The 21,714-nt window shown below is 71.9% G+C and carries 18 protein-coding genes; 6 read left to right on the forward strand and 12 right to left on the reverse strand.

All coding sequences use genetic code 11. The annotated features are described in order from the left end of the window. Positions 1 to 16: 16 nt before the first annotated feature. The 5 genes from ASG59_RS11170 (at position 17) to ASG59_RS11190 (ending at position 9,412) form a co-directional block, all read left to right on the forward strand. The gene (locus ASG59_RS11170; protein WP_056408863.1) at positions 17 to 1,360 is read left to right on the forward strand and encodes an ATP-binding protein; all 1,344 of its coding nucleotides are present in this window, start codon (positions 17 to 19) and stop codon (positions 1,358 to 1,360) included. A 124-nt stretch (positions 1,361 to 1,484) separates the two neighbouring features. Then, complete coding sequence (locus tag ASG59_RS11175) at positions 1,485 to 3,902, forward strand: PAS domain S-box protein (protein ID WP_200945953.1); 2,418 nt, start codon at positions 1,485 to 1,487, stop codon at positions 3,900 to 3,902. Between the two features lie 347 nt (positions 3,903 to 4,249). Beyond that, positions 4,250 to 4,663, forward strand: coding sequence for a hypothetical protein (locus ASG59_RS11180; RefSeq protein ID WP_156399212.1), 414 nt, complete (start codon positions 4,250 to 4,252; stop codon positions 4,661 to 4,663). A 141-nt stretch (positions 4,664 to 4,804) separates the two neighbouring features. Continuing rightward, the gene (locus ASG59_RS11185; protein ID WP_056408867.1) at positions 4,805 to 6,139 is read left to right on the forward strand and encodes an efflux RND transporter periplasmic adaptor subunit; all 1,335 of its coding nucleotides are present in this window, start codon (positions 4,805 to 4,807) and stop codon (positions 6,137 to 6,139) included. A gap of 30 nt (positions 6,140 to 6,169) precedes the next feature. Next, entirely contained in the window at positions 6,170 to 9,412 is a 3,243-nt protein-coding gene (locus ASG59_RS11190; protein ID WP_056408923.1) for a CusA/CzcA family heavy metal efflux RND transporter, read from the forward strand. Between the two features lie 65 nt (positions 9,413 to 9,477). Here the strand turns inward: ASG59_RS11190 and ASG59_RS11195 are convergent, their stop codons facing one another. The 6 genes from ASG59_RS11195 to ASG59_RS11220 all read right to left on the reverse strand — a co-directional run bounded on the left by ASG59_RS11195 (position 9,478) and on the right by ASG59_RS11220 (position 16,872). Next, a complete protein-coding gene (locus tag ASG59_RS11195; protein ID WP_056408869.1) occupies positions 9,478 to 9,924 on the reverse strand; it encodes a DUF305 domain-containing protein in 447 nt (148 codons plus the stop codon). A 34-nt stretch (positions 9,925 to 9,958) separates the two neighbouring features. Continuing rightward, complete coding sequence (locus ASG59_RS11200) at positions 9,959 to 10,339, reverse strand: hypothetical protein (RefSeq protein WP_056408870.1); 381 nt, start codon at positions 10,337 to 10,339, stop codon at positions 9,959 to 9,961. Positions 10,340 to 10,382: 43 nt separating this feature from the next. Then, positions 10,383 to 13,523, reverse strand: coding sequence for an efflux RND transporter permease subunit (locus tag ASG59_RS11205; RefSeq protein WP_056408872.1), 3,141 nt, complete (start codon positions 13,521 to 13,523; stop codon positions 10,383 to 10,385). Positions 13,524 to 13,618: 95 nt separating this feature from the next. Continuing rightward, positions 13,619 to 15,334, reverse strand: coding sequence for an HlyD family efflux transporter periplasmic adaptor subunit (locus ASG59_RS11210; RefSeq protein WP_056408875.1), 1,716 nt, complete (start codon positions 15,332 to 15,334; stop codon positions 13,619 to 13,621). Between the two features lie 86 nt (positions 15,335 to 15,420). Next, positions 15,421 to 15,846: a hypothetical protein gene (locus tag ASG59_RS11215; RefSeq protein WP_055880110.1), complete on the reverse strand. Its 426-nt coding sequence runs from the start codon at positions 15,844 to 15,846 to the stop codon at positions 15,421 to 15,423. Between the two features lie 96 nt (positions 15,847 to 15,942). After that, on the reverse strand, positions 15,943 to 16,872 hold the full coding sequence (locus ASG59_RS11220; protein WP_055880113.1) for a LysR family transcriptional regulator: 930 nt from the start codon (positions 16,870 to 16,872) through the stop codon (positions 15,943 to 15,945). Between the two features lie 96 nt (positions 16,873 to 16,968). Here ASG59_RS11220 and ASG59_RS11225 point away from each other — a divergent pair, with 96 nt between their 5' ends. Beyond that, positions 16,969 to 17,259, forward strand: a complete 291-nt coding sequence (locus ASG59_RS11225; protein WP_055880116.1) for a hypothetical protein — start codon at positions 16,969 to 16,971, stop codon at positions 17,257 to 17,259. A gap of 170 nt (positions 17,260 to 17,429) precedes the next feature. Here ASG59_RS11225 and ASG59_RS11230 read toward each other — a convergent pair whose 3' ends face one another. The 6 genes from ASG59_RS11230 to flgK form a co-directional block, all read right to left on the reverse strand. Beyond that, positions 17,430 to 17,696 (reverse strand): flagellar biosynthetic protein FliQ, encoded by a 267-nt coding sequence (locus ASG59_RS11230; protein WP_055880118.1) that lies wholly within the window; start codon positions 17,694 to 17,696, stop codon positions 17,430 to 17,432. 97 nt (positions 17,697 to 17,793) lie between these two features. Then, on the reverse strand, positions 17,794 to 18,222 hold the full coding sequence (gene flgD / locus ASG59_RS11235; RefSeq protein WP_055880121.1) for a flagellar hook assembly protein FlgD: 429 nt from the start codon (positions 18,220 to 18,222) through the stop codon (positions 17,794 to 17,796). A gap of 33 nt (positions 18,223 to 18,255) precedes the next feature. After that, positions 18,256 to 18,729: a flagellar biosynthesis repressor FlbT gene (flbT, locus tag ASG59_RS11240; protein WP_056408924.1), complete on the reverse strand. Its 474-nt coding sequence runs from the start codon at positions 18,727 to 18,729 to the stop codon at positions 18,256 to 18,258. A gap of 8 nt (positions 18,730 to 18,737) precedes the next feature. Next, complete coding sequence (flaF, locus tag ASG59_RS11245) at positions 18,738 to 19,085, reverse strand: flagellar biosynthesis regulator FlaF (protein WP_055880123.1); 348 nt, start codon at positions 19,083 to 19,085, stop codon at positions 18,738 to 18,740. A gap of 93 nt (positions 19,086 to 19,178) precedes the next feature. Further along, positions 19,179 to 20,216, reverse strand: a complete 1,038-nt coding sequence (locus ASG59_RS11250) for a flagellar hook-associated family protein (protein WP_055880126.1) — start codon at positions 20,214 to 20,216, stop codon at positions 19,179 to 19,181. Between the two features lie 5 nt (positions 20,217 to 20,221). Then, the gene (flgK, locus tag ASG59_RS11255; protein ID WP_055880130.1) at positions 20,222 to 21,685 is read right to left on the reverse strand and encodes a flagellar hook-associated protein FlgK; all 1,464 of its coding nucleotides are present in this window, start codon (positions 21,683 to 21,685) and stop codon (positions 20,222 to 20,224) included. Between the last annotated feature and the right edge of the window lie 29 nt (positions 21,686 to 21,714).

Below are 21,714 nucleotides of genomic sequence, written 5' to 3' on the forward strand. Positions count from 1 at the left end.
GCCGAAGGGCGCCGACATGAAGCGCGTGTTCGGGTCGATCGAGGGACTGACCTCGCTGATCCTGCTCGTCACCATCCTCGTGGTCCAGGCCGGGGCGTTCGCCCTCTACCGCGGCTCGGCCATCGCGGCCGAGGACGACGCCTTCGCCGGGCGCACCGCGGCGCAGCTCGTGCTGGCCCGCGACGCCCTCATGCGCCGGCCCGTGACCGAGCGGACCGCCGAGGCCCGCGCCCTGTCCAAACCCCATTTCGAGATCGGCTGGGCCGAGGCCGCCACGGCCCGGCCGGAGGGACGCGCGGGCCCGCTGCTCTGGACCTGGGTCGGGCGCCTGGTGGCGTTCGATCCGAGCCTCGCCGACGCCCAGCTGCGCCTCAGCCTGTCCCAGCACGACGATGCGGCCGGCGCCACCGACCTGCACGGCGAGATGCGCCTGCCCGACGGGTCGTTCCTCACCTTCCAGTCGGCCCACGCCCCCGCCCTGGTGCGCATCGGCGACTGGGCCCTGCTCTCCGTCGTCATGGCGCTGGTGGTGAGCGGGGCCGCGATCCTGGTGGTGCACCGCATCGCCGCTCCCTTGCGCCGGCTGGCGCAGGCGACGGACGCCATCGGCCGCGGCCTTCCCGTGCGGGTCGAGGAGACCGGCCCCGACGAGACGCGGCGGATCGGGGCGGCGTTGAACGCCATGCAGGACCGGGTGCAGCGGGTGCTGGCCGACCGCACCCAGGCCCTGGGCGCCGTCTCGCACGACCTGCGCACGCCCATCACCCGCCTGCGCCTGCGGGCCGAGGCGCTGCCCGACGCCGAGGATCGCGCGGCGATGACCCAGGACCTGGCGGACATGGAGGCCATGGTCGCCTCCACCCTCTCCTACCTGCGCAACGAGGCCGATCCCGAGCGCCCGCGCCTCGTCGACGTCGTCGCCATCGTCCTCACGCTGATCGACGCCGCGGTGGACGAGGGCCACGACGTCGCCTTCGAGGGCCCGCGCCGCAGCCTGATCACCGCCCGCCCCCTGGCGATCAAGCGCGCCATCGCCAACCTTCTCGAAAACGCGGTCAAATACGGCGCGGGCGGCACCGTGCGCCTCCGGGAGACCGAGGGCACCCTGGCCATCGCCATCCACGATCGCGGCCCGGGCATCCCGCCCGACGACGTCGAGCGGGTGTTCCAGGCCTTCGAGCGCCTGGAGACCTCGCGCAACCGCCGCAGCGGCGGCAGTGGCCTCGGGCTCACCATCGCCAAGACCCTGATCGAGGCCGAAGGCGGAAGCATCGACCTGACCAACGCTGAGGACGGAGGGCTGGTGGCCCGCATCGTCCTGCCGCGGGCGACGGAGGGCCTCGGGGGCCCGAACCCGTAAGGGCCGGCGACGGCCACGGGTGAGCGCGGTTCGCGACGCTCCGCGCCCGGGCGGACCGATGTCGGCCCGCGGGCGTGACCCAAAGGCGACACACCTTTTGTCGCGGATACGGTTACACGAGGCCATGCTCGCACCGCGTCACTTCCAGCAGATCATCGAGAGCGCGATCGATTTCGCGGTCGTCGTGACCGATCTCGACGGCATCGTCACGGACTGGAATTCCGGGGCGGAGGCCATCTTCGGCTGGCGGCGCGAGGAGGTCGTCGGCACGACGGCCGACCGCATCTTCACCCGCGCCGACCGGGCGACCGGGCAGCCCGGCCGCGAGATGCGCACCGCCCTCGCCGAGGGCCGGGCGAGCGACGAGCGATGGCATCTGCGCAGCGACGACACCCGGTTCTGGGCATCGGGCGAGATCATGCCCCTGCACGACGAGGACGGCACGCATCGCGGCTACGTCAAGATCGTCCGCGACCGCACCGACCGGCACGAGACCGGCGAGCGCCTGCGCGAGACCGAGAACCGGTTCAGGACGCTCCTCGAGACGATCGAGACCGCCTTCGCCATCGTCGAAGTGAAGTTCGACGCCGACGACCGCCCGGTGGACTACCGCTTCATCGAGGCCAACCCCGCCTTCGAGCGCCAGGCCGGGGTCAACCTCCGCGGGAAATGGGTCACGGAGTTCGCACCGGACCTGGAGCGCTTCTGGTTCGAGACCTACGGCCGTGTCGCATGGACCGGGGAGCCGGCGAGTTTCGAAAGCTACGCGGAGGCGTTCGGCCGCTGGTTCGAGGTGCGGGCCATCCGGGTCGGTGATCCGGCCGAGCGGCAGATCGCCATCTTCTTCCACGACATCACGCAAAGGCGGGTCGCGGAGGAGCGCCTGCGCGCCAGCGAGACCCTCGCCCGGGAGAACGCGCAGCGGATCCAGCTCGCCCTCGCGGCCGGCGCGATCATCGGCACCTGGCACTGGGACCTGCCCACCGACCGCTTCACCGTCGACGAGGCCTTCGCGCGCAGCTTCGGGCTCGACCCGGCGCTCGGCCGGAACGGCATCCCGCTCGCCCAGATCGTCGCGACCGTCCACCCCGACGACCAGGCGGGACTGGCCGCGGCGATCGACGAGGTCATCGCGCGCGGCGGCGCCTACGCGCACCAGTACCGCGTGCGACGCTCGGACGGGCGGTACTACTGGATCGAGGCGAACGGGCGCGTCGATCACGCGGACGACGGCACGCCGTCGAGCTTCCCCGGCGTCCTCATCGACGTGGAGGAGCGGCGCGCCGTCGAGGCGGAGCGCGACCGGGCCGCGGCCGCGCTGCGCACCCTCAACGAGACGCTCGAGCAGCACGTGGCCGAGCGCACGGCCGAGCTGATGCGGGCCGAGGAGCAGTTGCGGCAGGCCCAGAAGATGGAGGCGGTGGGCCAGCTCACCGGCGGGCTGGCCCACGACTTCAACAACCTCCTGGCGGGCATCTCCGGCGCGCTGGAGCTGATGCAGTCGCGGATGAGCCAGGGCCGGTTCGGCGACCTCGACCGCTACATGACCGTGGCCCAGGGCGCGGCCCGGCGCGCCGCCGCCCTGACGCACCGCCTGCTCGCGTTCTCGCGCCGGCAGACCCTGTCTCCCAAGCCGACGAACGTGAACCAGCTCATCGGCGGGATGGAGGAGCTGGTGCGCCGGACCATCGGGCCGCAGGTCACCCTGGAACTCGTCGGGGCGCCCGGCCTGTGGCCGGCGCTGGTCGATCCGGGCCAGCTCGAGAACGCGCTCCTGAACCTGTGCATCAACGCCCGCGACGCCATGCCGGACGGCGGCCGCATCACCATCGAGACCGCCAACCGGTGCCTGGATCGGCCCGCGGCCAGCGACCACGACATCCCGGAGGGCCAGTACCTCTCGCTGTGCGTCACCGACACCGGCACGGGCATGCCGCCGGACGTGATCGCCCGGGTGTTCGAGCCCTTCTTCACGACCAAGCCGATCGGCGAGGGGACGGGGCTCGGTCTGTCGATGATCCACGGGTTCGCGCAGCAGTCGGGCGGGCAGGTGCGGATCTCGTCCGAGGTCGGCCGGGGTACGACGGTCTGCCTGTACATGCCGCGCCACCACGGCGAGGCCGATGGCGACGACCCGGCACCGAGGCCGACCGGCGTCGCCCGCGCCGAGCAGGGGGAGACGGTGCTGATCGTGGACGACGAGCCGTCCGTGCGCATGCTGGTGACGGAGGTGCTGGAAGACCTCGGGTATACGGCCATCGAAGCCGCCGACGGCGTCGCGGGACTGACCGTGCTGGAATCGGACGTGCGGATCGACCTCCTCGTCACCGATGTCGGGCTGCCCGGCGGCATGAACGGCCGCCAGATGGCGGACGCCGCCCGCGTGCGCCGGCGCGACCTGAAGGTCCTGTTCATTACCGGCTACGCCGAGAAGGCGATCCTCGGCGACGGGCACCTGGCGCCCGGCATGGAGGTGCTCACCAAACCCTTCCCGATCGAGGCGCTGGCCTCTCGCATTAAGGATCTCATCGCCTCGCCCTGATACGGTTTCCGCTTGGATCAAGCGGGATCCGTATCACCGAGCCCGCGCGGCGCCTGAGCGAAGCCCATTTCCGCATCACGAAGTGATCAACCGGAAATGGCATGAGCCGATCGCCGGCCCCGGCGCTGCGATCCGTCTCGGGCGCGTCGGGGCCGCCCCCCCGATCCGGTCGGTCGGCGCGGCGCGGCGCCCGGGCCCACGCCGGCATCCGCATGGCGGAGCCATCGACCGGATTTCGCAGGACACACTTTGATACAGACGCGTCACGCGCCGGGCATCCGGAACGTCCATCTTGGCCCCGACGGTCGAGCCGGCAGGACGCCGTATGCAACGGGGAGCGGAACGCGATGGGTCTTTCGTCACGGCGCAGGGTGATCGGATGGATCGGCGCGGCCGGCGTGCTGGTGTCGACGGGCGCGGCCGTGGCCGGGACGGGCCATTCCCATGCCGCCCCCAACGGCGGCCAGATCAGGGACATCGGCGCCTACGAGGTGGAACTGGTGGCGAAGGGCGCCGACCTGGTGCTCTACCTCGTGGACGCGCAGGAGAAGAAGGTCGATGCCGCCGGCTTCTCGGCCAAGGCCTTGGTGCTGGCCAAGGGCAACGAGCAGAAGACCGTCGCCCTGGCGCCCGCGGGGGACAACCGCCTGTCGGGCCGGATGGATTTTACGGTCGAGGGTAAGCTGCGCGCGACGGTGACGCTGACCGCGCCGTCCGGCGAGGCCGGCAAGGGCCGCTTCAGCCTCGACGCCGCGCGCTGAGCAGGCTTCGCAAAAGCGGCCGCCGGTTTTGCGTCAAAACCTGCGACACATCAAAGGCTCAAGCAGGATGAAGCGCTGGCTCGCCAACGCTTCATCCTGCTTGAGCCAAGGCCGCTGACGACCGCAGGGAAAACCCGCTCGATGTCCCGTCTCCTGGTGATTCCGGCCGCCCTCGGCGCCGGCCTCGCGCTCGCCACCTTCGTGCCGGAGGTGCCCCGGACCCTCCGGTCGTGGGCGGCCTCGGCCGGCATCGCGGTCCCGGCGGCCGGCGTCGAGCGCGCCCCGGAGAAGGCCGCCGCGTCCGGCCATGCCGGTCACGGGCACGGGGCGGGCGAGGAGGCCCCCGAGGGCATCGTCCCGATGACGCCCGAGCAGGTCGCGACGGCGAGGATCGAGGTCGCGGCCGTCGACGGGGGCGTCCTGTCGCGGCGTCTCACCGTGCCCGGCGTCGTCATGCCGGATGCGGACCGGGTCGCACGGGTGGCGGCCCGGGTCGTGGGCACCGTGGCCGAACTGCACAAGCGCCTGGGCGACACCGTCGCCAAGGGCGAGGTCGTCGCCGTCCTCGATAGCCGCGAGGTCGCGGAGGCCAAGAATGAGTTCATCGCGGCCTTCGTCGGCCGGGAGCTGCAGGAGAACCTGTTCGAGCGCGACCATGCCCTGCGCGACAAGGGCATCTCGGCCGAGCAGGTCTTCCTGCGGGCGCGCACCACGTTGATCGAGGCGCGTTTGAAGGTCGACCTCGCCCGCCAGAAGCTCTCGGCCCTGGGCGTGCCCGACCGGGAGGTCGCCGCGCTCTCCGAATCCTCGGCGCCCGTGGCCAAGGCCACCGCCGGCGGCCACGAGGATCATCTGGCGGGCCTCGACCGTGCGCCGAAGCTCGGCCTGCAGCGCTACGAGATCCGCTCGCCCATCGCCGGGCAGGTGGTGGAGCGGCAGGTGGACGTCGGCGCGCCGGTCAACGGCGAGGGCCAGATCAAGGAGATCTACACCATCGCCGACCTGTCCCGGGTCTGGGTCGAGCTCGCCGTGCCCACCGCCGACCTCGGCGCGATTCGCCAGGACCTTCCCGTCGCCCTCACCGGTGCCGGCGGCGGGCCGGCGACGCCGGGGCGGATCGTGTTCGTGAGCCCGATGCTGAACCCCGAGACGCGCTCGGCCAAGGTCATCGCCTCGGTGGCCAACGAGGGTCTGGCCTGGCGGCCGGGCTCCTACGCCACCGTCAAGGTCGCGGTGGAGGAGATGCCGGTGGCGCTGCGGCTGCCGCGCGGCGCCCTCCAGACCATCGCGGGCGAACAGGTCGTCTTCGTGCGCACGCAGACCGGATTCGAGAAGCGCGAGGTGGTGCTGGGCAAGGGCGACGACGAGGCCGTCGAGGTCGTGTTCGGCCTCGACCCCGGGGAGGAGGTGGCGGTGGCCAACTCCTTCATCCTCAAGGCCGAGCTCGGCAAGGCCGAAGCCGAACACGTCCACTGAAGCCAAACACGTGCATTGAAGGCGCCGAGCGTGATCAACTCCATCCTGGGCTTCTCCGTCCGGCAGCGCTGGCTCGTGGTGCTGCTGTACCTGGCCGCGGCCGCCTTCGGCGTCGTCTCGCTGAGCCGGCTTCCCATCGACGCGGTGCCCGACATCACCAACAACCAGGTCCAGGTGAACGCGGTGGTGCCGCAGCTCTCGCCCTTCGACGTCGAGAAGCAGGTCACCTACCCCATCGAGACCGCGCTGGCCGGCATTCCGGGGCTCGAATACACCCGCTCGCTCTCGCGCAACGGGTTCGCCCAGGTCACCGCCGTGTTCGCCGAGGCGACCGACCTGTACTTCGCCCGCCAGCAGGTCACCGAGCGCCTGGGCGAGGCCAAGGCCGCGCTGCCGCCGGGAGCGGAGGTCCACATGGGCCCGATCTCCACTGGGCTCGGCGAGATCTACATGTGGACGGTCCACTACGGCCGGCCCGAGGATCGCAAGGCGGCACAGGCCGGCCAACCCGGCTGGCAGGCGGACGGCAGCTACCTGACGCCGGAAGGCCAGCGCCTCGACAAGCCGTTCGAGCGCGCCGCCTACCTGCGCACGATCCAGGACTGGGTGATCGGGCCGCAGCTGAAGACGGTGCCCGGCGTGGCCGGCGTCGACGCCATCGGCGGCTACAAGAAGCAGTACCACATCCAGCCGGACCCGGCGAAGCTGATCGGCCTGAACCTGTCGTTCAAGGACATCGCCGAGGCGGTGGAGCAGAACAACCAGAACCGCGGCGCCGGCTACCTCGAGCGCAACGGCGAGGGCTACGTCGTCCGCTCGGGCGGCCGCATCGAGAGCATGGAGGAGATCGGCCGGACGGTGGTCGCCACCCGCGGCGGCGTGCCGGTGCGGGTCTCCGACGTCGCCGAGGTCCGGATCGGGCGCGAATTGCGCACCGGCTCGGCCAGCGAGAACGGCGAGGAGGCCGTGGTCGGCACCGCCCTGATGCTGATCGGCGCCAACAGCCGCACGGTCTCGGCCGCCGTCGACGTGCGCCTGAAGGAGATCGCCCGCAACCTCCCCCCCGGCATCGAGGTCCGTACCGTCCTCGACCGGACGCTGCTGGTCGACGCCACGGTGAGGACGGTGGCCAAGAACCTCGCCGAGGGCGCGCTGCTGGTCGTCGCGGTGCTGTTCCTGCTGCTGGGCAACGTCCGCGCCGCCGTCATCACCGCGCTCGTCATCCCGGTGGCGATGCTGATGACCGTCACCGGCATGGTCCAGGGACGGATCAGCGCCAACCTGATGAGCCTGGGCGCGCTCGATTTCGGGCTGATCGTCGACGGCGCCGTCATCATCGCCGAGAACTCCCTGCGGCACCTGGCCGAGAGGCAGCACGCGCTCGGGCGCACCCTCGACCGCGAGGAGCGCCTCGCCACGGTGCGGCGCTCGGCCGAGGAGATGATCAAGCCCTCGGTCTACGGGCAGGCGATCATCATGCTCGTCTACGTGCCGCTCCTCACCTTCACGGGCGTCGAGGGCAAGATGTTCGCGCCGATGGCGCTGACCGTGATCGTCGCGCTCGCCTGCGCCTTCGTGCTCTCGCTCACCTTCGTGCCCGCCCTCATCGCCATCGCGATCACCGGCAGGGTCCGGGAGACGGAGAACGTCCTCATCCGCGGGCTCAAGGCGGTCTACCGCCCGCTGCTGGCGGGGGCCGTGCGCCACCCCCTGCCGGTGATCGGCGGGGCGGTGGTGCTGTTCCTGGCCAGCGGCCTGCTGTTCCAGCGGCTCGGCCAGGAGTTCATCCCCCAGCTCGACGAGAAGAACATCGCCATGCACGCGATGCGCATCCCCTCGACCTCGCTGACGCAGTCGCAGGCCATGCAGACCGCCGTCGAGACGGCGGTGCGCGGCTTCCCGCAGGTGGCCTTCGTGTTCTCGAAGACCGGCACCGCCGAGGTCGCCTCCGACCCGATGCCGCCCAACGTATCGGACACCTTCATCATCCTGAAAGCCCAGGCCGAATGGCCCGACCCGGACATGGCCAAGGACGCCCTCATCGCCGCCCTCCAGGCGGCGGTGGGCAAGGTCACCGGCAACGCCTACGAGTTCACCCAGCCGATCCAGATGCGCTTCAACGAGCTCTTGGCCGGAACCCGCGGCGACCTCGCGGTGAAGGTGTTCGGCGAGAGCTTCGAGACGATGCTGCCGGCGGCCAACCGCGTCGCCACGGTGCTGCGCGGGGTCGAGGGCGCGCAGGACGTCCGGGTCGAGCAGGTCACCGGCCTGCCGTCCCTGGAGATCAGGGCCGACAAGGGCGAGATCGCGAGACTCGGCCTGACCCATGCGGCGGTGCAGGACGTGGTCGGGGCGGCCATCGGAGGGCGCGAGGCGGGCCTCGTCTTCGAGGGCGACCGGCGCTTCCCCATCGTGGTGAGGCTGCCCGATGCGATCCGCGACGACATCGAGGCGCTCAAGACCCTGCCGGTCCCGCTGCCGCCGGGCAGGGACGGCCGCGTCGCCTCGGTGCCGCTCAAGCAGGTGGCGTCCTTCGTGTTCTCCGAGGGGCCCAACCAGATCTCACGGGAGAACGGCAAGCGCCGCATCGTGGTCACCGCCAACGTGCGCGGGCGCGACATCGGCGCGGTGGTGGCCGAGGCGCAGGCCAAGGTGGCCTCCGCCGTCCCGCTGCCGGCCGGATCCTGGATCACCTGGGGCGGCCAGTTCGAGAACCTGGCCGCCGCCCGCCAGCGCCTGACGGTGGTGGTGCCGGGCTGCTTCTTCCTGATCTTCCTGCTGCTGTACTCGGCGCTGGGATCGCCCCGGGACGCGCTCCTGGTCTTCAGCGCCGTGCCGCTGGCGCTGACGGGGGGCGTCTGCGCCCTGTGGCTGCGCGACATGCCGTTCTCGGTGCCCGCCGCGGTGGGCTTCATCGCCCTGTCCGGCATCGCCGTGCTCAACGGCCTCGTTATGCTGATCTTCATCAAGCAGCTGATGAAGGAGGGCCGGTCCCTGCACGAGGCGATCCTGGAGGGCGCCGTGACCCGGCTGCGCCCCGTGGCGATGACGGCGCTGGTGGCCTCGCTCGGGTTCGTGCCGATGGCGCTGGCCACGGGCACCGGCGCGGAGGTGCAGCGGCCGCTGGCCACCGTGGTCATCGGCGGGCTGATCAGCGCGACCCTCCTCACCCTCGTCGCCCTGCCGGCCCTCTACGCCCGCTTCGCCAGACCGTCCCGGGTCGCAGAAAGCCCCGGGACGGCCGCCGGCCCCCTTCCGGCGGCGGCCGAATAGAGGCGGCCGCCCGCCTGCGCGCGAAGGGCCCGCCCGTCGCCGGCGCGGCCGGTCTATTTCCGGTTCTATTTCCGGTTCTTGGCCAGCCAGTCCCGCATCTGCGCGATCTCCTTGTCCTGATCGGCGATGATCTGCTCGGCCAGCCGCCTGGTCTGCGGATCCTTGGCGTGCTGGAGCGCGACCATCGCCATGGCGATGGCGCCCTGGTGGTGCGGGATCATGTGGGTGCGAAAGTCGACGTCGGGGTCGCCGGTGTAGGGCACGTGCATGTCGTGCATCATCGCCATATCGGCGGCCTTGTACGCCAGCGTCGAGGCGGCATCCCCCGGCGAAGGCTTCATGGCGTCGATCATCTTCGCCATGTCGGCGTCGTGGTCTGCGTCGTGCGTGGCCGGCACGCCGCCGGCCGGAGCGTGGCCGCCGTGGTGGTGGCCCGTGCCGCCGGCCAGGGCGGTGCCCGAAAGGCCGGTGGCGAGGGCGAGGGCGGCGAGGAATCGGGTCGTCGGGGTCATGCGGTCTGTCCTTGGTGGGGGTCGAGAGGAAGCGTCAGTCGAACCGGCCGCTCGCGGTCGATCCGTCCGGGGCGGTGAGCTGCACCGCGCCCTTCGGGCTCTTGGACAGCGGCACGGCGGTCGATCCCGACAGGCGGTTGGCGGCGACGGGTTCGAGGGCGATGCGGGCCGCCTTGCCGTCCACCACCAGGATCGCGGTCGCCTTGAAGCCCTTGGCCGCAACCGGCCTGGCGCCGTCGTCGGAGACGTAGACGTCGACGAACCCCTCCCCGGTCACGAGCTCGACGTGGTAGCGCCCGGCATCGGCGACGCGCCCGCCGTGGACGCCCTTCGCCTCGTGCGCGAGCGCCGGGGTGGCGGCGAGAAGACTTGCGGCGAGAAGGTTTGCCGAGAGGGCGATCGTCCGGGTTTTCATGGTCGGTCTCCGCAGGAAAAATGAGGGTGGAAGCGGCAAGCCTTCAGAACGCTTCCGCGGCGCACGCGGTCGCGTCCTGCCGGCTGGGCGTCGCTGGGGCCCGGCTCGCACGCAGGCGTTCGAGGGGCCCGGCGCCGTAGCGCAGGAACAGCACCGGGGTCAGGACGGTGTCGAGGAGGGTGGCGCTGAGGAGGCCGCCCACGATCGTCACCGCCACCGGGTGCAGGATCTCCTTGCCGGGCGCGCCCGCATCCACCAGCAGCGGCACCAGGGCGACCCCGGCCGAGAGCGCCGTCATCAGCACCGGCGTCATCCGCTCCAGGCTGGCGCGCACCACGAGCTCGCGCCCGAACGGCATCCCTTCGAGGAGGGCGAGGTTGAGGATGTGGCTGATCTTGAGGATGCCGTTGCGCGCGGCGATCCCCGTCAGGGTGACGAACCCGATCATCGAGGCCACCGAGAGCGGCTGGCCGGCGAGCCACAGGGCGGCGACGCTGCCGATGAGCGCGAGCGGCACGTTGCCCATGATGATGAGCGCCAGGACGCCCGAGCGGTAACGGCTGTAGAGAACGGCGAAGACCAGCCCCAGGGACAGGAGCGACAGGAGGCCGATGGTGCGGCTCGCCTCCTCCTGCGCCTGGAAGGTCCCCTCCAGCCGGGCCTCGATGCCGGGGGGCAGGCCCGCCTCGGCCACCGCCCTCCGGATGGCGGCGACCACGCTCGCCATGTCGCTCCGGCCGTCGGTGTTGGCCTGGACCACCAGCCGCCGGCGCCCGTTCTCGCGAAGGATCTGGTTGGGGCCGTCGGTCTCGCGGACGTCGGCCACCTGGCGGGCCGGAACCCAGCCCGAGGGCGTCTCGATCAGGAGGTCGCCGAGCCCCTGCGTCGTGCGCACGCGCTCGGGCAGGCGCAGGACCACGTCGAAACGGCGGACGCCGTCCGCCACCGTCGAGACCACGCGGCCGTTCGAGAGCCGGCTCAGCTGCTCGACCACCGCCGCCGGCTGGACGCCGTAGAGGGCGGCACGGGTGTAGTCGACGCGGATCTCGAGCTGCGGGATCAGCACCTGGCGCTCGACCTGGAGGTCGACGAGGCCCGGAATGGCGGCCATGCGCGCGCGCAGGTCCTCGGCGATCCGGCGCAGGGCGTCGAGGTCCTCGCCGAAGACCTTGAGGGCGAGCTCGGCGCGGACCCCCGACAGCATGTGGTCGAGCCGGTGCGAGATCGGCTGGCCGACGTTGGTGGTCACCGGCAGGGCGGCCAGACGGGCGCGGATGTCGGCGACCAGCGCCTCCTTGGGACGCCGCGCGTCCTTGAGCGCGATCTCGATGTCGGAGGAATGGACGCCCTCGGCGTGCTCGTCGAGTTCGGCCCGGCCGGTGCGGCGTCCCACGGTGGCGACGTCCGGCATCTCCAGGAGCAGCTTCTCCGCGATCAGTCCGACCCGGTTGCTCTCGGCCAGCGAGATCCCCGGCCTGAACGTCATGGTAACGGTGAACGAGCCCTCGTTGAACGGCGGCAGGAAGGTGCGCGGGAGGTGCCAGGCGGTCAGGCCGGCCGCCACCACCGCCGCCAGGACGGCGCCGACCAGCGCGCCCTGGTGCCGGAAGGCGAGCCCGAGCAGGGCCGCGTTGGCGCGCTTAAGCCCCCGGATGAGCCCGCTCTCGCGGTGGCCGAGGCTCTTCAGGGACGGCAGCAGGTAGGAGGCCATCACCGGCGTCAGGGTCACCGACACGCACAGGCTCGCCAGGATCGAGACGATGTAGGCCTGCCCCAGGGGCGCGAACAGGCGACCTTCGATGCCCGACAGGGCGAACAGCGGCACGAACACCAGGACGATGATCGCGGTGGCGTAGACGATGCCGGAGCGGACCTCGTTGGAGGCGGAGACGACCACGTCGAAGACCGAGTGCGGGGATCCGGCCGCACGGTTCTCGCGCAGCCGGCGAAAGATGTTCTCCACGTCGACGACGGCATCGTCGACGAGTTCGCCGACGGCGATGGCGAGCCCGCCCAGCGTCATCGTGTTGATCGACAGCCCGAGCAGATGGAACACCACCGCCGTGGTCAGGATCGAGACGGGAATCGCGGTGAGCGAGATCGCGGTGGTGCGCAGGTTGAGGAGGAAGGCGAACAGGACGAGTCCCACCACGGCCACGGCCTCCAGGAGCACCGCCTCGACGTTGGCGATGGAGGCGGCGATGAAATCGGCCTGGCGGAACACGATCCGGTCGGCCCTGATTCCGCCGGGCAGGGTGGCCGTCACCTCGGTGAGCGCCGCCTCGATGGCGCGGGTGAGCGCCACCGTGTCGACGTCGGGCTGCTTTTCCACCGAGACGACCACCGCCGGCCGGCCCTGGTAGCCGCTGTCGCCGCGCTTGACCTTGGCGGCAAAGGACACCTCCGCCACCTGGCGCAGGTGGACCGGCACGCCGCCCGCCGTCGCCACGACGAGGCTGCGAAGGTCGTCCAGGCTCATGGTCCTGGCGATGGTGCGGATCAGGTACTCGCGGGAAGACTGGTCGGTGAAGCCGCCGCCGGCATTGGTGCCGAACTGCGCCAGCGCCGCCTCGAGTTGCGCGTTGGTCACGCCGAGGGCGCGCATCGCGGCCGGGTTCGGGCCGACCCGGAACTGGCGGACCTCGCCGCCCATGGGGATCACCTGCGCCACGCCGGGAATGGACAGGAGGCGGGGCCGCAGCACGAAGTCGGCGGCCTCGCGCACCTCCATCGGCGAGGCGGTCTCGCTCGTCATCGCGACGAGGAGGATCTGGCCCATGATCGAGGAGACCGGCCCCATCTGCGGGGTGGTGCCGGGGGGAAGCTGGTCGCGCACCAGGGCCAGCCGTTCGGCGACCTGCTGGCGGTTACGGAAGATGTCGGTGCCCCAGTCGAACTCGATCATGACGATCGACAGCCCGACGCCGGAGACCGAGCGCACCCGGCCCACGCCCGGCAGGCCGTTCATCCGGGTCTCGATGGGGTAGGTGACGCGCTGCTCCACGTCCGGCGGCGCCAGGCCCTCGGCCTCGGTCATGACCGTGACGGTCGGCTTGTTGAGGTCGGGGAAGACGTCCACCGGCAGCCGCGTCACCGTCACCGCGCCGTAGGCGACGAGCACCGCGGCGATGGCGAGCACCAGGAGGCGGTTGCGCAGGGACTGCGCGACGAGGATCGCGAACATGGCTCAGGGTCCCCACGGACATCGGTGCGTCGTCTCGCGACGCGGATCGTTCTGCGAAAGTCTGGTGGATCGACGCATCGATGTCCGTGGGAGCCCTAACGCACCTGATCGAGGAGTTCGGCGCCGAGCGTCACCACGCGCCGGCCGGGCCCGATGCCCTCGGCCACCAGCACGCGGGCGGCGTCCAGCGGCGCGACGCGCACGGGGCGGGCCGTGAACCGCTCGGCGGTGGTGTGCTCGTAGACGATGTCCTGGCCGTTGCCCGCGCGAACGACGCTGGCGCGGGGCAGGGCCACGCCGCCCTGCTCGGCGTCGGTGACCGCCAGCACCGTCACGAACTGCCCGATCCGCAGGCCGGCGGTGTCGCCCCGGACCGCGAACTGCACCGGGATGGCCTGGTTGCGGTCCGAGAGGCCCGAGCCGCGGTAGGCCAGCGCGAGGCTGCGGCCATCCGCCAGGTGGGCGCTGGCATCCTGTGCGGTGGTCAAGGCGTCGAAGCTGAGGGCCTCCACCCACAGGCGGGTCGGATCGACGATCTGGAACACCATCGCCCCGGGGGTCGCCATCTGCCCGGCGACCGCCGCGGCCTGGGCCACGACGCCGTCCACCGGCGCCACCAGGGCCTCCGGCTCGCGCCGGGCCGTGTCGAGGGCCGCGCGGCGGTCGCGCAGGCCGGCGAGCTCGGCGCGGGCGTCGTCGAGCTGCGTCTGCGCCACCGCACCGGTGGCGGCGAGCCGCCCGAACCGGTCCACGCGACGGGCCACGATGGCGATCTGCTGGTCGAGCTCGCCCTGGCGCTGGCGCATGTCGGAGACGTCGATCGCCTGCACCGGCGGCGCGACGAGGGCGAGGACGTCGCCTTTCCTCACCGGCGACCCCAGCCGCGGGAACAGGCCGGAGGGCGGCGGAGCGATGCGCCCGCCGATGGACGATTGCACGACGCCGCTGGCGTCGGGATCGGGGATGACGCGCCCGGGCAGCTCGACGGTACGCCGGAAGCGCGCCGATTCGGTCATGGCGGTCTCCACCCCCAGGAGGTGCTGCGTCGGCTTGGGCACGAAGACGCTGCCGTCGGGCAGGCGCTGGGCGAGGTCGGTAGCGGCCTGCCGGGGTGGGCTCAGCGCCGCCCCCCGGGCGAGGCCCGCGCCCTCGTCGCCCCCGGCCGCCAAGGCCGCCGTGCCGACGAGGACCGTGACCGCCACGGCCACCGCCGCCACCGCCGGGGCCGATCGCCGCCCGCCGGCCACGAGCAGGAGCAGGACGCCGAGGAGGAAACCGGCGGCGGCGGCCGTCACCACCGCCGGATCCTTGAGCGCGAGGCGCTCCCTCAGGTCCTCGACGGCGGCCAGGAACCGCCGCGGGGGCGTCGGGGCGAGCGCCGCCCCCTCCCCCGGCCCGGCGACCGGGATGTCGAGGCTCAGGGTGAGCACGTCGAGCCCGGCCTCGGTGGCGACCGTGGCGATCAGGTCGTGGCGTCCGGGCTTGGCCAGCCATGGGGCAGACAGGGTGTAGACGCCCGGTCCCGCCGGTTCGGCGACACCGGGGCCGTCCGGCGTCTCGATCTCGACGGTGGCGCCGGCCAAAGGCCGGTTCGTGCGGAACCCGTCGAGGAAGATCACGAGGCGGCCGTCGCGCGGCATCGCCACGAGTTCCACCGTGTCCGAGGCGGCCTCGGCGCGGGGGCCCATCGTCCGGGTGACCGGCGGGGGCGGAGCGGCATGGTCGTGCCCCTCGTGCGCCGGCGCGGGGCTGGGGACGAGGACGGCAAGCAGCATCGCCGCGCCAAGGGCGGCGGCCGAACGGGCGGACATGGGAAATCCCTCGCGTTGCAACGCCGGCCGGGCATCCGCCGAGGCGAAGGCCGACCGTCAGACAGCACGCAGCGTCTGCGTGCGCGTTACGCGAGCGTTCTGGGTGGTTTGCGCAGGGATTCCGGCCCGACGCCCCGCAAGGCGGCGCAATCCGGTGGCCATACGGCGACGGGGCGCGCGACCCGATAGGGGAGCGTCACCTGGGCCGGCAGGATGCAGGGCACGCAGCAGGCGAGACGGCCACAGCAGGAGCCGTCGCAGCCCGGACGTTTTTGGCCGTCGGCGTCCTGTGTTCCCCGCGAGGCGATCGCCGCCGCCATGCCGGGCTGGGTCGCCACGGCAAGGAAAACATCCGGCGCCGGTTCGGCGATCCGCGCCGAGACCGTGACCCCGTGATCGTGGCCTGCATGGGCCTGCGCCGCGGACGGCAGTGCGCTGGCGACGATCGCGAGGATCATCGCGGCTATCAGGCAGACGATGTGCCGATCGACGCGCATGCGGTCGGCATACACCGATTCCGGGGGGCGGGAAACGTCTGTCGTCCCGCCGCGGCGTCTCGGTGCGAGGATGGTTGAACGGTCCCTAACGGTCGTGGCCCCGGTGCGGGGTCAGCCGTGACGGTCGATGCGGCGCAGCGCGACGATGGTCTCGCGCAGCCAGCGTTGCCCGGGCACCTCGTCGTTCGAGGCGTGCCAGATCATCGAGATCGCCACGTCCGGCAGGGCGATCGGCGCGGGGCTCACGGCCAGTCCCATGGCGTCGCCGAAGAAGCGCGCCAGCCGCGAGTGCATGGTGGCGATGACCGGCGCCTCCCGGACGACGAAGGGCATGACCGTGAAGCGCGGCGAGGTCATCGCGATCACCCGCGTCCGGCCGATCTTGGCCAGCGCGTCGTCCACGACGCCGTGGGCGCTCTCCACGAGGCTCGTCAGCACGTGGGGCAGCCGCAGGTAGTCCTCGAGGGAGATCGGCGGCGTCACCCCCACCAGCTCGGCGTTGAAGACGCACAGGTACGTCTCCTTGTTGAGGATGCGCCGCTTGTGGTGGGTCTGCCCCTGCTCGAAGATGCCGATGCCCAGGTCGACCCGCCCGCTGTCGAGGTCATCGAGGATGCGGTTCCGGTCGACCGTGCGCAGCAGGAGCTTCACGCCCGGCGCGACGGCGCGCAGGTGGGCGACGAGGTGGGGCATGAGCAGCACCTCCGTCGAGTCGGGAATGCCGAGGGAGAAGGTGACGTCGGCGGTGGCCGGGTCGAAGGCGGACGGCGGCGCGGTGATCGCCTGGATCTGGGCGAGCGCCGCCTGCATCGGGCCGACAAGGGCCAGCGCGCGCGGCGTCGGCCGCATGCCGTCCGGTGCCCGCGTCAGGAGTTCGTCCGAGAAGGTCGTGCGCAGGCGCCCGAGAGCATGGCTCATCGCCGACTGGCTGATCCCGATCCGCGCCGCTGCCCGCGTGACGCTCCGCTCCGCCAGCAGGGCGTCGAGGGCGACCAGGAGATTGAGATCGAGTTTGGCAAGATGCACATGGTCGATGCGCATTATGAAATCGATCCATTTGATTCATGAAATGGTGCGATGCACATTCAGCCTCACGAAGCGACGGGACGCCCGCCGCACCGCTCGAGGATAAAGCACATGTCCAACCGTCAGGTCTCTCTCTTCACCGCCGCCGCCATCGCGCTGACCACCTTCGCCAGCGCCGCCGTCGCCGCCGAGCCCACCGTCGGCGAGAAGACCACCGGCGCCAAGACCACCGGCGCAATGACGCTGGCGACCCTGGGCCGGGCCACCAACGGCACCCAGGTCGCCCGCCAGGGCGGCTTCGCCAGCGCCGGCGCCGTCCAGTGGATCCAGGCTCCCATCGCCGAGTCCGCCATCGTGAAGACCCCCATCGCGAAGGTCAGCGCCGCCGCGCAGGCTTTCTAAGGTGGCCTCCCATCCCGACCGCCGCCCGCCCCACACGGCGGGCGGTCCATCGCGTTCCACGACGCCTTAGGCCGCCGCGACTCTTCGGGTCGCGCGGCCTTTGCTGCATTGCGGTCACGGTGCGAGCGCCCGCCGCATGCGGGCCGCGGTTCGAGCGCCGGACCCCGCCCTCAGAACCCCGTGACGATCCGGCCGTAGGTGGTCTCGGCGAAGGCGTAGATCTGGGCGCCGATGAACGAGCTGGTGATCAGGAGCATCAGCAGGATCACCACGATCTTGGGCACGAAGGTGAGCGTCACTTCCTGGATCTGGGTCAGCGCCTGGAGCAGGGCCACCAGGATGCCCACCAGCATCGCCGCGCCGATGGCGGGGCCGGCGCCGATGATCACGGTCCAGATCGCGCCGCGCACGAGTTCGAGGGCGTCGACCTCGTTCATGATGGCCCGTCCTTTCGCGGCCGGCGGCCGATGTCGCCCTCCGTCCTTGTCACGGGGCGCGGGAGAAGGAAACCGCGGGCCTCCCCTCCCCATCCCCTCAGGAGACGGTGATGCCCTCGGACAGGAGCAGGCTGCGCCCGTCGGTGAACTTGGCCAGCGCGCCCTCGCTGGTGACCACCACCGAGTTGACCTGGCCGGAGACGGTGCCGTCGGCCGAGGTCACGGTGCGGCCGATGATCTGGTCGGCCTGGGAGAGGAAGCTCGAGGCGAGCAGGTCGTCGAGCTTCTTGTTGGTGGCGGCGGTCTGCTCGACCTGCGACAGCGTCGCGATCTGGCCGATGTATTCGGTGGAATCCATCGGCTTGGTCGGGTCCTGGTTCTTCAGCTGCGTGACCAGCAGCGTCAGGAACGTGTCCGCGTTGAGCGAGGCGGCAAAGCCGCTGGCGGTCTTGGCGGCCGCACCGGTCTTGGCGGCCGTGGCGGTGCTCGTCGCCGGTTGGGCGGAGGTGGCGCTGGTGACGTCCATGGGTCGTGGTGCCTTCGTTTCGGGTGCCGGCGGTCAGGCCGGCTGGTCCTGGAGAGCGGGGCTCCCCCGGCTTGGCCGGCGGGCGGAGGCGGGGGCCGCGGCGGTATTGGGCACGGCGGCGGTGTTGGGCGCGGCGATGATCGCGGCCTCGGTCCGGTAGAGCCCGCGGATCAGCTTGAGCGCCTCGATCAGGCGACCGGCTTCCACGAGGGCGTGCGCCGCGACAATGCCCTCGCGGATCTCGGCCTGCGTCACCGCGCCGAGGAGGCCGGCGTGGAGGCCGTGGAACACCTCCCGCGCCCGGGCGGCCTCGGCCGGCTCGATCAGGATCGTCTGAACCGAGAAATAGAGCTGGCGCAGGGGCGTGGTCGCCTCGTCCGCGTGGAGGACGTGGTTCTCCAGGAGGAAGGTGGCGTCGTTGAGGAGCTCGATCGAGACCTTGCGGTCGACCCGCAGCACGGCGCCGTTGATGTAGACGCGCTCGCCCGCGCGCAGCGAGAGATGCATCGCCTTGCTCACCGCAGGCCGTCCCGCACCGAGGTGTTCACCTCGATCAGGGCGGCGAGGCTGCGGTCGGGGGTGCTCAACACCGCGCCGCTCTCGCGCATGCTCCACAGGCCCACCGAGACGAGGTCGCCGCGCAGGGCCTCGGGCAGGGCGTTGTCGGGGCTGCACAGGTCGTCGATCAGGACGGCCCAGAGGTTCTGCAGGAAGCTCGCCGCCGCCTGCCGGTCCTTCTGGGCCGCGTCGGGGCGCCCGGCGATGTGCAGGAGGTCGAGGGCCCGGTCGAAGGCGGCGAGTTCGCGCTGGCGCCCGATCTCGGGGGCGTCGTCCAGGATCTCGGCGTAGGAGAATTGATACATGGTCGGGGACGCCTCGTGTGTCCTGTCCTTAGCCGGCCGCCGCGGACGGCGGCTGGGGGACGCGATGTCGGTAGGGCGATGGTCGGGGAACGATCAGAGGTAGTTGACCAGGCTGAGCTGCCGTAGCTCGGAGGTCAGGGAATAGGAGATCTGGACCTGGGTGGTGAGCTGGTCGATCCGCGTCTTGGCCTCGGCGGTGTCCACGCTCTCCATGTCGCGGATCTGCTTGGCCAGGAGGGTCTGCTGCGCCTCGAGCCGGCCGTTGGCGTCGGCGATCGCCGCCTGCGAGCGGCCGAGGTTAGCCTGCAGCGTCACGAGGCTGGCGCTGGCCGAGCCGAGCAGCCCGGCGATCCGCCCGGCCATCACGTCCTGCACCTCCGCGGAGAAGTGCGACAGGTCGAGGTCGGAGGCGAGGACATGGGCCTTGGCCAGATCGCGGAACGCGGCGGCGTTGGCGCTCGTCGAGGTCTCCACGGTCTCGTTGCGGGAGATCCGGCTCTGGATGGTGCCGTCGGAGGCCGCAGACCAGTTCGCCCCCCAGGACGCATCGTCGAACAGGGCGTCGAAGGCGCCCCCGGGGGCGAGGAAGGCGGCCATCTGCGCGCCCGTGGCCGTGGCGAGGCCGGCGCTGCCGCGGGCACCGAACGTGCTCGTGAAGGCCAGATCGACCGCGGCCTTGGCGGTTCCGCCGTAGGCCTTCATCGGCGTCTCGAGGGTGTTTGTGCCCCCGAAGATCGACTGGCCGCCGGCGGTGGTGTTGAGGGCGGCGGTGAGGGAGGCCAGCCGCGAGGCGGCGGTGTCGGCGATCACCCTGGCGCGCTGGTCGGGCGGCGCGCCGGTGATGGCGGCGAGCGCCGTGTCGGTGTCGGCCTGGATCTGCTGCAGGATGGTCTGGGTCGAGCTGAGGCGCAGGCCGGTGATATCGTTGCCGTCGCGCAGCGCCGTGAGTTCGGCCGAGGTCTGGCGCAGGCTCAGGGCGACGCCGGTGCGGCTGCCGAGCGTCAGGCCCATGTCGGCGTGCCGGCCGGTGACGAGCTCCTTGTTGGCGCTCGCGATCTCGGACTGCATGCGGGCGACCCCCGTGCGCGGGGTGTTCCAGAGGCTGGCGGTGGAGATGGCGTTGGTTCTCATGGGGTCTATCGCACCACGTCCATCAGGGTCTTCAGGAGTTGGTCCACCACCGAGATCAGGCGGGCCGAGGCGGTGTAGGATTGTTCGAGCTGCAGGATGCGGGCGGTCTCGTCGTCGACGTTGACGCCCACCGCGTTCGAATAGGCCTCGCCCGCCCGCGACAGCAGGGTCGACTGGTAGTCGGCTTCCGAGGTGGCGAGCTTGCGCTCGTTGGACAGCCAGCCCGCCGACGCCGCGGCGAAGGACTGCAGGGTGAGCACGCCGGTGATCTGGGTGCCGGGATCGAAGGCGCGGGCGGTGCCCAGCGCCGATGCGAGGTCGCGCAGGCGCCCGTCGAAGCCGGCCTCGGTCCCCGGGTTGGCGCGGAAGGCCGGCCCGTTCATGCCGCCGTCGCGCAGGGTGTCGAGGCTGCCGCCGGTCCTGGGGTCCACCGCCGCGTTGATGCGGATCGCGGCGGCGAGGCCCAGGGTGGCCGAGGCAGCCCCGCCCGGGACGAGGCCGCTGGTTCCGTCCGAGAACAGGCCCGCGCGACGGACCGGGCCGGCGCCGAGGTCGCCGGTCTCCGCGAAGGCGTCGACCAGGGCGCCGGCCATGGCGTCGAGCTGGCTCTCGTAGCGCACCGCCACGGTGTCGCGCAGGGCCGCCAGGCCGGCGATGCGCCCGGACTGCACCGGCATCGGCGAGTTGGCGCCCGTCACCGGCACCCCGTCCGCCATGACGCTGTTGCCCACGGTGCCGGCGGTGAATCCCACCGTCTCGGCGAAGGTGACGCGCCGGGCGGTGCGGTCGAACAGCGGCACGCCGCTGTCGGTGTAGATCGCCATGTCGTCGCCCGGGCGCGACACCGTGGTGATGCCGATCTCCTCGGACAGGGCACCGAGGATGCGGTCGCGGTCGTCGAGGGCGTCGGTGACGTCGGCGCCGTTGGCGCTGCCGCGGGTCACCGCGCCGTTGGCCACGGCGAACTGGGAGAGCAGGTCGTTGATCCGCGTCACGGAGGCGCCGAGCGCCGTGTCGGCGTCGGCGCGCACCGTATGGACCGCATCCGCCGCGGCGTTGAGGCTGAGGGCGAGGTCGCGGGCGCTCTCCACCGCCTCGCGGGCGAGCTGGCCGTCGTCGGGCCGGTTGGCCGCGGCCTGGAGGGCGGCGTTGAGGCTGCCCAGGCGCGCGGCCGGGGAGGTCGGGTCGTCGGTGTCGCCCACCGTCCGGCTCAGGCTGTCGAGCCCGGCGCTCACCGCTCCGGCGGCGGCCGCATCGGAGGTGCTCAGGAGCTTCCTCGCGAACAGGGCGTCGTCGGTGGCCCGCTGGATCACCACGGCGGTGGTGCCGCCGCCGGTGACGAGGGTGGCGATCTTGCGCGAATAGTTCGGGTCGTCGGCCCCCGTGGTGTTGCGGGAGGCCGCCGCGATCTGGCTCGAGGTCGCGGAGAGCGAGGCGCGGGCGTTGTTGAGGGCGAGGGACAGGCCCATCGTCGGTATCCTGGGGCACGGATGGTGCG

Source organism: Methylobacterium sp. Leaf466, assembly GCF_001425565.1.
Classification (GTDB): Bacteria; Pseudomonadota; Alphaproteobacteria; order Rhizobiales; family Beijerinckiaceae; genus Methylobacterium.